Here is a 13,250-nt window from a genome sequence, read left to right on the forward strand (position 1 = left end):
CACCCGGCTAACCTGTCCCGTAACGGTTCCCCTTTCAAATCATTGCGTTGCGGCCAGAAGAAATCAGTTCCTCCAGCAGCAACACCAAAGCATGCAGGCAATCGGGGGTATCCGGATAAGCGGACCGTCCGAGCACAGGGAGGTGCGAGGCCGAGCGGACAGGGATGTGACAGCGGGTCTGCGTTCCGGCCAGCCCCGATACGCCAGGCGCAGAACATGCAGCGCGTTAATCTACCCGCGATTCGCCAGGCGGTGAAATTGAAGCGTCTTAATCCAACCTTAACTCAATAACTTATCCTGCAACTCACGCAACGACGCCACCTGCCACATCGGATGAATCCCCTCCGGCTGAGCGCGCCCGTCAGCATTCAGCCAGCAGGTCGCCATCCCGGCATTGATCCCGCCGAGAATATCCGAATCCGGATTATCCCCCACCATCATCACCCGATCGCGCGGCGGATTACCCATCTGCGACAGCGCATAATCAAAAATCGCCGGGTGCGGCTTAGCGTGGCCCACTTGCTCGGAAATCACCAGCAGATCGAAATAGCCGAGGAAGCCGGTGCGCTCCAGCCGCGCCTGCTGAAGCGCGGTAAAACCGTTGGTGATGATGCCCATTTTCACCCGGCCCTTCAGCGCATTAAGCAGATCCGTTGCCCCCTCCAGCGGCAGGCAAATCTCAGCCATGGCGGTCAGAAAACCGCTATTCAGATCGTGCGGCGTCACCTGCAAACGATCCGCCCAGCCCTGGAAACGCTGATGCTGCAACTGCAGGGCGCTAATGACGCCATTCTGATAATCCACCCACAACGGCTTGTTAATCGCCTGATAATCATCGAAATCAGCATGGCTGAACTGCACGTCGTATCGCTCAAAAAGCCGCTGTAATCCGGCAAAAGCATCGAAGTGAAACAGCGTGTCGTCAGCGTCAAATAAAATCCAGTCCCATTGGGTAAGCATCGGTCATTCCCGGTTAAATCGTTAAGGCCATAATCACGGCATCTTCTTTGCCGTCTGCGGTCGGGTAGTAGTTGCGTCGGATCGACACCTCATTGAAATCCAGCTGCTCGTACAGCGCGATAGCCGGCCGGTTAGAGGCGCGAACCTCCAGCCAGAGGGTCAGAATACCGCGCTGCTCCAGCTCGGCGATCAGGTGCTGCAACAGCTCACGGCCAAGGCCACGGCGCTGGAATGCCGGATCGACGGCCAGATTAAACAGCGTGGCTTCGTCCAGCACCACCTGCGTGATAGCGAACGCGGCCAGTACGCCATCCACTTCCAGACGGAAGTTCAGATAGCGTTCGCCCTGATTGCTGGCAAAGGTTTTTTCCGACCAGGGAAAAGCGTGACTGCGCTGCTCAATAGCAAACGCGGCATCAAGATCGTGCGTGGTGAGTAAAGAAATCTGATTCATGTTGGCAAATCTGCTGCCATAGCGCCCGTTTGGCACCGGCATTGTGATAAAGCTCCGCCAGCACCGGCGAAACAAGGTGGGTTCCGGCAAGCGTGCCCGGAGCATCTAATCCTAAGCACCAGCTATGGCAGCGGGTGTCATCCGGCAGCATCGCCAGCTGTTCAGGCGTAAGCATCTGCACCTGCGGTTCGCGCAGTTCCAGCGCACGCAGCACATCCGCGACCAGCGGGTCCTGCATAGCGGGTAGCACCTCGGCAATAATTACCAGCCGGGTTTCTGCGGGTAAGGTCACCGCAATCTCTCCCTGCAGGGCACGCGGACGCCGCAGCGTATACTGCGTAATACCCATTTGCTGTAATAACCAGTCGCGTCTGGAAGACATCATTTTTCCTGTCTGGCTGCCCGTGTAACCGGCATAGGGTAACAAAGCCTTCGAAACTGCGCCAACAAACAACTATAATCGCCGCTCTGATTTTTAAGGAGTGACCGATGTCCGCATTTACCCCGGCCAGTGAAGTGATACTGCGCCACAGTGATGAATTTTCACAACGCCGCGTGCTGTTTGCTGGCGATCTGCAGGATGACCTGCCCGCACAGCTGGAAACCGCACAGAGCCGGGCGCATACCCAGCAATATCATCACTGGCAGATCCTGAACCGTGCGATGGGTGAAAACGTTCTTTTCGGTCTGGTGGCTACGGCAGAGATCGCCGAGGGCTGCGACACCCTGGTGTACTACTGGCCGAAAAACAAGCCGGAAGCCCAGTTCCAGCTGCAAAACCTGCTGGCCCTGCTGCCGGTTGGCAGCGACATCTTTGTGATTGGTGAAAACCGCAGCGGCGTGCGCAGCGCGGAACCGATGCTGGAAAACTGGACCAAACTGGAAAAAATCGACAGCGCTCGCCGCTGTGGTTTATACCACGGCCGCCTGGAGCAGCAGCCAACGTTTGATGCCGACGGTTACTGGGAAGATTATGCACTGGGCGATCTGACCATCAAAACCCTGCCGGGCGTATTCAGCCGCGATGGACTGGATGTCGGTAGCCAGCTGCTACTCTCCACGCTGACGCCACACACCAAAGGCAAAGTGCTGGATGTAGGCTGCGGCGCAGGCGTGCTGTCCGCCATGCTGGCCAGCCACTCTCCTAAAGTTCGACTGACGCTGACCGATGCCAGCGCCAGCGCCGTGGCTGCCAGTGAAGCCACGCTGGCCGCCAACGGCCTGGAAGGCACCGTGGTTGCCGGTAACGTTTATTCCGGCATTAGCGGGCGCTTCGATCTGATTATTTCCAATCCACCGTTCCACGACGGCATGCAGACCAGCCTGGATGCGGCACAGACGCTGATCCGCGGTGCGGTCACTCATCTGAACACCGGCGGCGAGCTGCGCATTGTGGCTAACGCCTTCCTGCCGTATCCGCAGGTGCTGGATGAAACCTTCGGCAGCCATGAAGTGCTGTTGCAGAACGGCCGCTTCAAGGTATATCGCGCCGTTAAAGGCCGCGCGCCGAAAGCATCACGTTAATAGCCACCAGGGGGCCGTAGGGTCCCCTGAAAGCACCTTAAAACCGCCAAAAACCTCTCATTCGCTGTTTTTTCATGCGATTGATCCAGCAATAAAAAATAACTGTTGACGTACCTGGTAAAATCTCTAGAATGCGCCTCCGTGGTTGCGATACAACGTTGTTGTCTTGCGGGTATGCGAAGGTGGCGGAATTGGTAGACGCGCTAGCTTCAGGTGTTAGTGTCTTAACGGACGTGAGGGTTCAAGTCCCTCTCTTCGCACCAAAAACCATGTTATTCATATTACGCAGCATCTGCGCGAAGGTGGCGGAATTGGTAGACGCGCTAGCTTCAGGTGTTAGTGTTCTTACGGACGTGAGGGTTCAAGTCCCTCTCTTCGCACCATGTTGATTGCCTCTCTCTGAAAAATCCCAGCAGTTATTCCCAGAAGCATCTTGTTCACTCCCGGTTTTATTCATTTATTCTCAGCAATACTTAATCTTTGCAGTGATATATCCATCGTCCCTGATGGTGCTGATTATCCGCTTATTGCGTACTGAAATTAACGGTAATCGCCGCAAGCCCGCCCACCAGCGCAATACACGACGGCAGCAGCATATAGTGGCGCAGACGCTTGTGAAACAGCATCACTACGGTTGCCAGAAACGCCACGACCATCAGCATCCGCCATTCGGTGAACGACAGTTCCATCATCGCCATCAGCGGCATAACCGTGCAGGGCAGCAGAACGCCCCAACCGCTATCGAGTCTTTTACCCATCATCCAGCTTACCCCCCATAGTCCACACGCAGTGATCATTGCGGCTACCATAGCTGTGTCCACACAATTTCAAATGATAATGATTACCAATATCATATGACACTTTTTATCACTTTGCAGCAACATTGTTGAAACTTTATTCTGGCGGATGACAGCCTGATTGATAAATGTTAGATTGACTCGGATCACAATTCAGAAAAATCAAATAATAACAGCTCTAAACTATTCCAGTTGATAAGCATCTGTCGTCTGCAGCGAGCCATGCTTTGATATTCCAGGGCAGTCACGAGTATATAAAATGCAAACTAAAATCTATGATGAATTGCTTAACAGCAAGCGTCGCCTGTCGTTGATGCTATTTCTTTTTTTAAATATTGTTACCGCTTTATTTTTGTCGCTTCGCGCCACCAGCCATACGCCACTCACGGCCTGCGCCCCCACGTTACTTATTGCGATATTCAGCGTGGCATTGCTAGCAAGATTGCTAATAAATCCGGCGGCGCAAATACAGCGTCTGAATAGTGTGGCTTTATTTACCGGCCTACTTTGGGCGTGGCATATATTCTCCCGCTATCATTATCAGTTCTATATCGCCGATAATTACCTGTTGGTTGCCCTGGTCAGCGTCTTCTTTATTAGCGCCATTGCACTGGGGGATCATCTGCTGGCATTTTGCCTGCACGCCCTACCGACCGCGGCAACCGTACTGATCCTGGATGCCGGCCGCAATACGCTGTTAATGCTGTTCACCGTTACGCTGCCGCTGGTCGGCTTCACCCTTCATCATCTGATGCTGCGGCGGCTGGATAATTTCACCCGTCGTCTGCTCAGCCAGCTTTATGCCGAAAAAGAGTCCTACAGCGATCTCAGTATGCTGGACCCGCTCACCGGCTTATATAACCGCCGGGGCCTGCATAACCGCCTGCAAAGCATTCTTGAAAAACACTCGGGCAGCCACTTTGTCCTGCTGCTGGATATCGACAATTTCAAGGCCTACAACGACAACTACGGCCACACTATGGGCGATCAGGCGTTAATACGCGTTTCTACTGCCATTCGTGACGCGGTGCGCTCGCGGGATGTCGTTACCCGCTTTGGCGGCGAAGAGTTTCTGGTGCTGCTGACTAATGTCAATGAAACTATCGCCATGCAGCTGGCGGAGCGCATTCGTCAGTACGTGGTTAATCTGGAGATATCCCACCGCTTTAACGACAAGGTATCGACCCACGTCACCCTCAGCGCCGGTATCGCCCCGCTGGAGGGCGACGATTTTAACACCGCACTGACCAATGCTGACCGCGCGCTGTATCTGGCCAAGAACCAGGGGCGCAATATGCTGCTGTCCTGGCAGGACCTGATGAACAGTACCCAGCCACAGGCCGCCGATCCCCAGAATGTCTTTACCGGCGGAAAATAAAGGAGAATTAACATGAGTCTGGAATCCGTACGGCAGTTTTTTGCCGAGCGCGCGCCCGAAATCGCCATTATCGAACTGGAAGAGAGCACCGCCACCGTCGATCTGGCCGCGCGTGCCCACAAGGTTGAACCGGGGCAGATTGCCAAAACGCTGTCGCTGAAAGTGAAAGATCGCGTGGTGCTGGTCGTCACACGTGGCGATGCGCGGCTGGATAACCGCAAGCTGAAGCAGGCCCTGGGGGCGAAAGCCCGCATGCTCAATGGCGAAGAAGTGGTGAGCTGGACCGGCCATCCGGTTGGCGGCGTTTGCCCGTTCGGTCTGGAAAACCCGCTCACCGTTTACTGCGATGTGTCGCTACGTGACTATCAGGAAGTGCTGCCCGCGGCGGGCGCTATACACAGCGCGGTGCGCATTGCACCGGAGTATATGGCCACCCTGACCGACGCCGAATGGGTCGACGTCTGCCAGCCGCCTGAATGACTTACCGACGACGGCCCGGGCTGTCGTCCCTTCACCGATTTTCCGCTGCGCCCTGCCCCCGGACCCCACTACCTGAAATTTTAACGCCCTGGGTTTCACGCCCAAAGGCAACAATCAGGCAGATCAGCACGGCCACCGTTCCCGCAACGATCGCCATCGCCAACCCGTAGTTATTGCCGTGCGCTTCGGCAATTTTTGACTGCAGCGTGGCATTCACCGACGCAATCAGATTCCCCAGCTGATAGACAAACCCCGGCAGTACCGCACGTGCATTGGCCGGAACCAGTTCGGTCAAGTAAGTCGGCACCACGCCCCACGCGCCCTGCACCATAAACTGCATCAGAAATGCCCCGCAGCCAATCATCCACGAACCGCTGGAAAACGCCCACAGCGGCAGCACCGGTAGCGCAAGGAAAGCCGCAATCATCATCGCCTTCTTGCGGCCGATTTTCTCCGACAGCGAACCGAAGAATATGCCGCCCAGCATTGCCGCAATGTTATAGCAGATGGCGATGATGCTGACGATGTGCGGATCGAAGCCGTGCTGCACTTTCAGGAAGGTAGGATAGAGATCCTGGGTCCCGTGGCTGAAGAAATTAAAGCAGGCCATCAGCAGCACCAGATAGATACACAGCTTCCAGTGGCTGCGCAGCACCGGCATCAGCGCCGCGCTCTCCTTACGTTCACGGGCGGCCAGCCATACCGGCGACTCCGGTACTTTGAAATAGATAAACGGCAGCAGCAGGATCGGCAACACGCCAATCAGGAACATCCCGCGCCATCCCACCATGCTGTAGCACAGGCCGAAGATAATTGACGCCAGCAGATAGCCGCAGGGATAGCCCGCCTGAAACACGCCGGACATCAGTCCGCGCGAGCGATCGGGAATGGTTTCCATCGCCAGCGAAGAGGCCACGCCCCACACGCCACCCATCGCAATGCCGTAGATCACACGGAAGATCAGGAACCACTCCAGCGTCGGTGACCAGGCGGAAAGCAGCTCAAACAGCGAGAAGATGATGATGTTGGTCATCAGGATCGGGCGTCGCCCGTACTTTTCCGCCAGACGGCCAAACAGCAGCGCGCCAATCGGCCGGACCGCCAGCGTCAGCATGATTGCCAGCGAGACATCGGAAATTTCGGTGTGGAAATTGGCGGCAATATCGCTCAGCACAAAGACCAGAATAAAGAAGTCGAACGCATCCAGCGTCCAGCTGGCAAAGCTGGCGAACGCCACATTGCGCTGGGTAGAAGTCCAGTTAAGCATGGGGATGTCCTGTAGGGGATATTTGTTATTTATTTGTTTATAGCATGTGAACAACAAGCCCAAGGGAACCCTTTTGTCAGGCTTATCATCAGGGTGTAAGCGGAAGTTTCAGTTTGTTGCAAGAGTAATTATTAGGCAGGTAATCATCGAGTAAGGGCCAAAACCGCGCCGAGATCAGGTAGTGCCAGGCCGCTTTTGAACGAGTGAGGAAACCGGTGCATATTCACCAGGCTCCCGGCAAAGGAGGGAAATAGCGCGTACCGGCCTGCACGATAAAAGTCAGAGGATACTGATGCATCGGCCTCGATCTTGTGCAATCGAAAGACCATGCTGCATCAGCCTCACGCTTTCATCGATTCAGGGAATTACAGGTTGGGTCATCGCCAGATACTTCTCCAGCATCGCTAACAGCAGATCGTTATCCACGGACTGCAACACGTGGATCAGTCCCCCCTCGGGCTGGTCAATCCCGACATCCAGCCGCAGCGGCGGGCGGTAGCGCCAGGATTTACCGCGCGTCATGCCCGGCCGGAGTTCAACATCGACGTAGTAATCCGCCGCACGGGCAACATCCTGATTAATCAGCCACGCGACCACCAGCGCATCGTGTATCCAGCAGCCAGGCAGGCGACGGGTCTGCATGGAGTAATCAATCCACGGTCGCAGTGTTTCACTGACAAATTCGGCCAGTGGCCCGGGTAGCTGGGCAATACGATCCAGATCGCCGTGGGTCATCATCGTTTTGCTGGTGACGTCCATCGGCACCAGAGTGATATTCGCGCCGCTGGTCAGCACCTGATGCGCCGCCTCTGGATCGATACCGAAGTTGGTGTCCTTAATAAAATCATCCAGCGCGAACACCCCGCCCATAATGGCAATCTCCTGTACCGCCTGCGCCATCTGTGGATAGCGCTGGAGTGCAAGCGCAACGTTGGTCAACGGACCGATCGCCACCAGGGTAATTTCACCCGGGTTGTCGCAAATCAGCTGGCCGATCGCATCCGCCGCTTCCTGCTGCGTGGGTTCAAAGCTGGCGGGCTGACGTACCCCCTGCCACAGATGTCCCAGTTGATTACTGTGCACCCGACGATCCAGCACTTCGCGCCACGGCCCGGCAGGTTCATACAGCGCCATGTCGGCCCCTTTCACCACCGGCACCGGCCTGCCGGTACGCTGCATCAAATCTTTCGCCACGCTGTATCCCACCTCGCTGGGGGTATTTCCCGCCACCGTTGTGATCAGCTCCAGTGAAAGCGACGGAGCCGCCAGCGCCAGTGCTATCGCCAGCCCGTCGTCTACATTGGCTCCGGCAATCCCGTTGCCGGGATCGCAGTCAATAATTAATCTCTTCATAACTCGCTATCGGAATAAGGGGCTGCCTGACAGCCACAGGATTCACCAATCTCCAGCCGGTGGGAAAACTCGCGCAGCATGGCTTTACCGTTCCATTCTGCCAGCATGACGATCGCCGCTTTGGCTATCTCGGCCACCGGCTGCCGAACGGTGGTCAGCGAAGGCACGTGATAGGCCGACTGCTGCGTGCCGTTGAAACAGACCAGCGCCACATCCTCCGGTACCTTCAGCCCCTGCTCGCTCAGCGCGCGGATACAGCCAATTGCCTGCGCTTCGTTGGTAGCAAACAGCGCACGCGGTACCGTCGCCCCCTGTAACATTTTTTTCGCCGCCAGATAGCCACCTTCGCGGGTGTAGGGCGTGCTAAAAATCCACTGCGGATTTTCCTGCACGCCGTGCTCTGCCAGCGCCTCCCGCCAGCCGAGCAGGCGCTCCTGCGTATTCAGCATCTCCAGCGGACCGCAGATAATCCCCGCCTCGCCGTAGCCATGACTTAACAGGTGAGCAGTCACCTGACGGGAAGCCTCCCGCTCATCCACCCGCAGTACGCTGACCTGCAGTGCCGGATCGACACTGTCCAGCATCACAAATGGCGTGCCGCTGGTCCGCAGTAAATCGGTATAAGGGTGGCGATCCACGCTGATATAAAACAGCCCGCTGACTTGCTGGCTGAGCATATTATTAATCAGCTGCAGCTCGCGCCTGCGGCTGTCACCCGAATCGCCTAACAGCATCACCATATCGTTGGCCAGCGCCTCCTGCTGAAGCGCATGGGCCAGCGAAGCGATAAAGGCGTTATCAATATTCGGTACGATCAGGCCCCAGGTTTTGGTGGTGCCGGAGGCCAACGCCCGCGCCACATTATTGGGGCGATAGCCGGTTTTCTTGATCGCCGCCAAAACGCGTTCGCGCGTGGTCGCCGCCACCGGACGCGGGCCGTTATTGATCACATAGCTGACCACCGCTACTGAGGTTCCGGCTTCTCTGGCAACATCGGCACGCGTGGCTCGATGAGGGTTTTGCATTGCGGCCGCCGACTTCGTCAGATTATTTACTGCCATTCAGCCGCTATCCTTATTTTGTCGTTAAATTGCGTCGTCGGGATCGTTAAGATCGCGCCCGCGCGTTTCCGGTGCAACAAACGTTGTCATCAGCCCAATCGCCGCCATCGCCGCGAAGTAGGTAGCAATCGGCCACCAGTGCCCGGTCCAGGAGAGCAGCGCCGCAGCCACCAGCGGTGCCGTACCGCCGGAGAGAATCGATCCCAGCTCTTTCGCCGTGGCCATTTTCGTGTAGCGATGCGTCACGCCGAACAACTCTACTCCCCACGCCGCCTGTACGCCAAAAATCCCCAGCGATGCCAGCCCCATTCCGGTGACGATAGTGGCAATCACCACGGCAGGCTCGCGGGAATCCAGCAGCATAAAGGCCGGGAAGGCATAGAGGATCAGTAGCAGGCAGAAGCAGCGATAGGTAATCCGGCGGCCAAAGCGGTCCGACAGCCAGCCCGCCAGTGGAATAATCAGGAAGCCAAGCAGCGAGGCAATAAACACGGCGGTCGTCGCCACGGATTTATCTACGGCCAGCACCTTCACCACATAGCCGATGATAAACCCCTGAGCCAGATACGAGGGACCGTTTTCACCAATTCGCAGGCCGACCATCACCAGAAAAGCACGGCTGCGCTGCCAGAATCCACGACGGTCGGTGGCTGCCGATGTGCTTTTCACCTGCGAGCGCTGCTGCTGTAGCGCCTGTTTCTGACGTTCGAACACCGGCGTTTCGCGTAAATGGCGGCGTATCCACAGCGCCACCAGTGCAATCAGCGAACTACACAGGAAAGGAATACGCCAGCCCCACTCCTGTAGCGACTGCTGATCCATCTGCACCACCGCCAGCCACACCAGCGACGCGACCAGCGTGCCGCTGTTGGAACCGAGCGCAATAATTGAGGATACCAGCCCACGCCGCTGCGCCGGGGCATATTCACCGAGCATCACCGTACCGCCGGAAAGCTCCGCCCCGGCTCCGAACCCCTGAGTAAAGCGCAGGATCACCAGACAGGCGGGTGCCCACAGTCCGATGGATGCATAAGAAGGGATCAGGCCGATTAGCGTCGTTGAAACGCCCATCAGAATAATGGTGGAGACCATGACGATTTTTCGGCCACGGCGATCGCCCAGCCAGCCGAAGAACAGTGCGCCGATGGGGCGGGCAATAAAGCCAACCGACCAGGTGGCGAAGCTGGAGAGCAGCGCCATCGCAGGACTGGCTTCGGGGAAAAAGACATCGCCGAAAATAATACCGGCGGCCAACCCGTACAGCGCAAAGTCAGCGTACTCCATGGCTGTACCCAGCCAGCAAGACAGGGTCGCACGCCAAAAATCCTTACGCCCTTCTTCGGTGGTTAAACGTTCATCGGCCGCTGCGGTAGGTGGCACCGTGTCGGGTTTGGCAACGCTATTAGGTTGAGACATAGACAAATCCTGATTTGAAAATCCATTTAAGGCCCCTGCCGTGAGCTTCCTGCATGAGGAAAAAACACGGTCGGGGGAGAGAAACATAAAGCCCTGTAGCAAAGATCGGTAACGGGTTCCCTGGTGTTGGAACATGTTTTTCGTTCCGCGCTCGCCGGTTCAAAAGCGACCAGTCATATAAGTAACGCGAAACAAAATTGACCTTCACGTGGCCGCCGGATTTCCCACGCCGTGAATTTTCACACAACACGCATTCTATCTACGCGTGTAGATAAATCAAGGCAGCAGGACTAACTCATTAATTAATCTTGACATTCATCACGAATAACCAATGGAATTACAAGCAAAATCAAGGGGATAAAACAGGTTAAAAATTCAACTTTTTCTATCGCACCAAAGCCCGGCAGATGCACAACGCGTTCCACCCGGCCGAATCGCGCAGCCCGATTTTTAACAGGAAAATATTGCAGAAAAATGAACGTCAGGAAGATTTATGGAAGCACCTTACGCAGGTTAGCTATGGGAGATCGTTCTATCGTCGTGCTCAAACTGTCTGTAATTCAACCAGTTCCGGGCTGTCGTAGTTTGCCTGGAAAATAGACATACAAATGGTAAACGCTGGATCGCTGCGCGCAGTTCCATTATAATCCTGCGCCTCAGGCCCCTTAGCTCAGTGGTTAGAGCAGGCGACTCATAATCGCTTGGTCGCTGGTTCAAACCCAGCAGGGGCCACCAAATTCTAGATTTAGAATCATATAATTAAGCCACTCAATTGAGTGGCTTTTTTGTTGCCTGAGATTTGAGTGGCGGCAAAATGGCGGCAGAGAAATTGCATTTTTTCCTGGCCTGTTCTGGTTAATAACCTTGTTACGCAAGGACATGTCGACTCTGAATCGGCAGCCAGCACCGCACGGCTTTGGGCATTCGGCATGTTGATTGGCAATACCGACATGCACCACGGTAACCTGTCGTTCATCAGCGACCGTGGCCGCCCATATCATCTCGCCCCGGCCTACGACATCCTGCCTATGGGGTTTGCACCCAGAGCTGGCGGCGCGATCGTGAACGAACTTCGGGCTGTGTCATTACCGGAAATCATTAGTCGAGACACCTGGCAAGAAGCGCTGGCACTGGCTGAGAACTTTTATGCTGCGGCCAGCAACTGCAACCGCTTTTCCGCCAATTTCACTCCATGTCTTGACGTATTACGCCGCCATCTTAACGAGGCCAGCTCGCGTATCGCCCGCCTGGGATAAAAGGCGAATGCAGCTCAGCGGCGTGATGCTATGATTCGGATATCGAGGGATCTGAAAAAGCCGTAATGGGGACAATGAAAAACTATTCCTATCTTTACCTGTTCACGATCAGCATCGCAGTTATGCTGGTGATATTCGGCTTTATCATCTGGCACAGCGGGATTTATGCCGAAACCTTTCTCAATGATGCCACCAGTAAAAATTTCATCCTGGTCATCCTGGGGTTATCAATCTGTCTCTCTTTATATGCGTTCCATCGCGGGGTAATCAAAACCGGTAAGCGTATTGATTACCTTAAGTTTTTCATGGGAACGTTTGTTGTTTTAATGGCGGTTGCCGTTATTCCCTTAATGACGCTGGCCTACTATCTTCCCGGTAAAACCTCCGCCTACGCCGCCAGCTACAGCTATTCACCACGCGGCCATAAATCCTGTGCGGGGGCCAATGTTGACGATCCCGATCTGGGGCGGAATATCAAAATATGCTATCCCGAAGGAAACTATCAGTTCAATAAAGTCATATTCGTTTCCAAAAAAACCAATGCGCTGGGTAGCGTCATTCTCTTCGCGATGACCGCCCCCTGACCAACGTTATTGAACTGCGAGCCTGATATGCCACCGATTCACGCCATCGACAGGTTAAACGACCTGCTGTGCCTGATGGAATTAAGGAAAACCGCCCCTCATCTCGCCGATGAAAATTATGCGAGAACTATCGTGGAGTGGGCCGAGGAAGCCGTGATTGCCGGCAATCATTCCGAACCGCTGCTGATCCTCGCTTCGTTAGGCCTGGATGCCACGCCGAATAAGGATGAAATCCGCGACTACCTCGGTCGGTATATGATTGAAGCGGGTCTGGTCTATCCGGGGACGAAGCTCAGCACGCTGGTGTGGTTGAGAATTCAGCTTGAGCATCTGATTCGCTGTGAAACCGTGCAGGATGCAGAAGACCGCCTGCGTTTTTTCGTTGATTACTGGGTAGAAGCCAACCCGAAATGGGTGAGTAAAACCTGCCATCATCTCAACTGGCTTTACTTCTATCTGTTCGACGACGGCATTGGCTACCCTTCCACGGCATCAACAATGACCGATGCTGAAATTCTGGCGTATATCAGAACATCAGTCCGTCCCTATGCCCTGGTACTGTCAAAAGATCAGTGGCTCAGCTGGCTTGCCGACGAGCCGCTGCCGAATCGGTAATGGCAGCAAAACGGCAGCAGAGCACAGAACTATGCAACGTTATTAAACAGCATTCAACGACTCAGGCCGTTGAAATAAAAGTAATTTATTGTTTTTAAATGGATT

Annotated in this window: 14 protein-coding genes and 3 tRNA genes; 9 read left to right on the forward strand and 8 right to left on the reverse strand. The window is 55.2% G+C overall.

Annotated features, from left to right (window positions below):
* Window positions 1-279: 279 nt before the first annotated feature.
* Genes yjjG through IBT47_RS19440 form a run of 3 tightly spaced genes read right to left on the reverse strand, consistent with a single transcriptional unit; the run spans window position 280 to window position 1,799 of the window.
* The gene (yjjG, locus tag IBT47_RS19430) at window positions 280-960 is read right to left on the reverse strand and encodes a pyrimidine 5'-nucleotidase (RefSeq protein ID WP_200562285.1); all 681 of its coding nucleotides are present in this window, start codon (window positions 958-960) and stop codon (window positions 280-282) included.
* A gap of 13 nt (window positions 961-973) precedes the next feature.
* Entirely contained in the window at window positions 974-1,414 is a 441-nt protein-coding gene (gene rimI, locus IBT47_RS19435; RefSeq protein ID WP_105595806.1) for a ribosomal protein S18-alanine N-acetyltransferase, read from the reverse strand.
* Window positions 1,377-1,799, reverse strand: a complete 423-nt coding sequence (locus IBT47_RS19440) for a DNA polymerase III subunit psi (RefSeq protein WP_105595805.1) — start codon at window positions 1,797-1,799, stop codon at window positions 1,377-1,379. The genes rimI and IBT47_RS19440 overlap by 38 nt, the downstream gene beginning before the upstream one ends.
* A gap of 104 nt (window positions 1,800-1,903) precedes the next feature.
* Here IBT47_RS19440 and rsmC point away from each other — a divergent pair, with 104 nt between their 5' ends.
* From rsmC to IBT47_RS19455, 3 genes are all read left to right on the forward strand, one after another.
* Entirely contained in the window at window positions 1,904-2,938 is a 1,035-nt protein-coding gene (gene rsmC, locus IBT47_RS19445) for a 16S rRNA (guanine(1207)-N(2))-methyltransferase RsmC (protein WP_200562287.1), read from the forward strand.
* Window positions 2,939-3,114: 176 nt separating this feature from the next.
* Window positions 3,115-3,201: transfer RNA gene (locus IBT47_RS19450), tRNA-Leu, on the forward strand.
* Between the two features lie 33 nt (window positions 3,202-3,234).
* Window positions 3,235-3,321 (forward strand) — tRNA-Leu (locus IBT47_RS19455).
* Between the two features lie 141 nt (window positions 3,322-3,462).
* On the opposite strand, the gene IBT47_RS19460 is transcribed toward IBT47_RS19455, so the two are convergent.
* A complete protein-coding gene (locus tag IBT47_RS19460) occupies window positions 3,463-3,747 on the reverse strand; it encodes a DUF1435 domain-containing protein (RefSeq protein ID WP_105595803.1) in 285 nt (94 codons plus the stop codon).
* A 247-nt stretch (window positions 3,748-3,994) separates the two neighbouring features.
* Between IBT47_RS19460 and IBT47_RS19465 the strand changes: the two genes are divergently transcribed.
* Together IBT47_RS19465 and IBT47_RS19470 are read left to right on the forward strand one after the other, a co-directional pair.
* Window positions 3,995-5,113: a diguanylate cyclase gene (locus IBT47_RS19465; protein ID WP_200562289.1), complete on the forward strand. Its 1,119-nt coding sequence runs from the start codon at window positions 3,995-3,997 to the stop codon at window positions 5,111-5,113.
* A gap of 12 nt (window positions 5,114-5,125) precedes the next feature.
* Entirely contained in the window at window positions 5,126-5,593 is a 468-nt protein-coding gene (locus IBT47_RS19470) for a YbaK/EbsC family protein (RefSeq protein ID WP_200562291.1), read from the forward strand.
* Window positions 5,594-5,624: 31 nt separating this feature from the next.
* Here IBT47_RS19470 and IBT47_RS19475 read toward each other — a convergent pair whose 3' ends face one another.
* From IBT47_RS19475 to IBT47_RS19490, 4 genes are all read right to left on the reverse strand, one after another.
* Window positions 5,625-6,860 carry an MFS transporter gene (locus IBT47_RS19475; protein ID WP_200562292.1) on the reverse strand — a complete coding sequence of 412 codons (1,236 nt, stop codon included), beginning with the start codon at window positions 6,858-6,860 and terminating at the stop codon, window positions 5,625-5,627.
* 357 nt (window positions 6,861-7,217) lie between these two features.
* Window positions 7,218-8,213 (reverse strand): nucleoside hydrolase, encoded by a 996-nt coding sequence (locus tag IBT47_RS19480; RefSeq protein WP_200562294.1) that lies wholly within the window; start codon window positions 8,211-8,213, stop codon window positions 7,218-7,220.
* A complete protein-coding gene (locus tag IBT47_RS19485) occupies window positions 8,210-9,274 on the reverse strand; it encodes a LacI family DNA-binding transcriptional regulator (protein WP_234471996.1) in 1,065 nt (354 codons plus the stop codon). The genes IBT47_RS19480 and IBT47_RS19485 overlap by 4 nt, the downstream gene beginning before the upstream one ends.
* 24 nt (window positions 9,275-9,298) lie before the next feature.
* The gene (locus tag IBT47_RS19490; RefSeq protein ID WP_200562296.1) at window positions 9,299-10,690 is read right to left on the reverse strand and encodes an MFS transporter; all 1,392 of its coding nucleotides are present in this window, start codon (window positions 10,688-10,690) and stop codon (window positions 9,299-9,301) included.
* A 659-nt stretch (window positions 10,691-11,349) separates the two neighbouring features.
* Here IBT47_RS19490 and IBT47_RS19495 point away from each other — a divergent pair.
* The 4 genes from IBT47_RS19495 to IBT47_RS19510 all read left to right on the forward strand — a co-directional run bounded on the left by IBT47_RS19495 (window position 11,350) and on the right by IBT47_RS19510 (window position 13,145).
* Window positions 11,350-11,425: transfer RNA gene (locus IBT47_RS19495), tRNA-Ile, on the forward strand.
* Between the two features lie 68 nt (window positions 11,426-11,493).
* Window positions 11,494-11,946, forward strand: a complete 453-nt coding sequence (locus IBT47_RS19500; protein ID WP_370569920.1) for a HipA domain-containing protein — start codon at window positions 11,494-11,496, stop codon at window positions 11,944-11,946.
* A 74-nt stretch (window positions 11,947-12,020) separates the two neighbouring features.
* Window positions 12,021-12,530 (forward strand): hypothetical protein, encoded by a 510-nt coding sequence (locus tag IBT47_RS19505; protein ID WP_200562298.1) that lies wholly within the window; start codon window positions 12,021-12,023, stop codon window positions 12,528-12,530.
* Between the two features lie 27 nt (window positions 12,531-12,557).
* Window positions 12,558-13,145, forward strand: coding sequence for a hypothetical protein (locus IBT47_RS19510; RefSeq protein WP_200562300.1), 588 nt, complete (start codon window positions 12,558-12,560; stop codon window positions 13,143-13,145).
* Window positions 13,146-13,250: the final 105 nt, after the last annotated feature.

It is taken from the genome of Erwinia sp. S43, assembly GCF_016624745.1.
GTDB classification, from domain to species: Bacteria; Pseudomonadota; Gammaproteobacteria; order Enterobacterales; family Enterobacteriaceae; genus Erwinia; species Erwinia coffeiphila.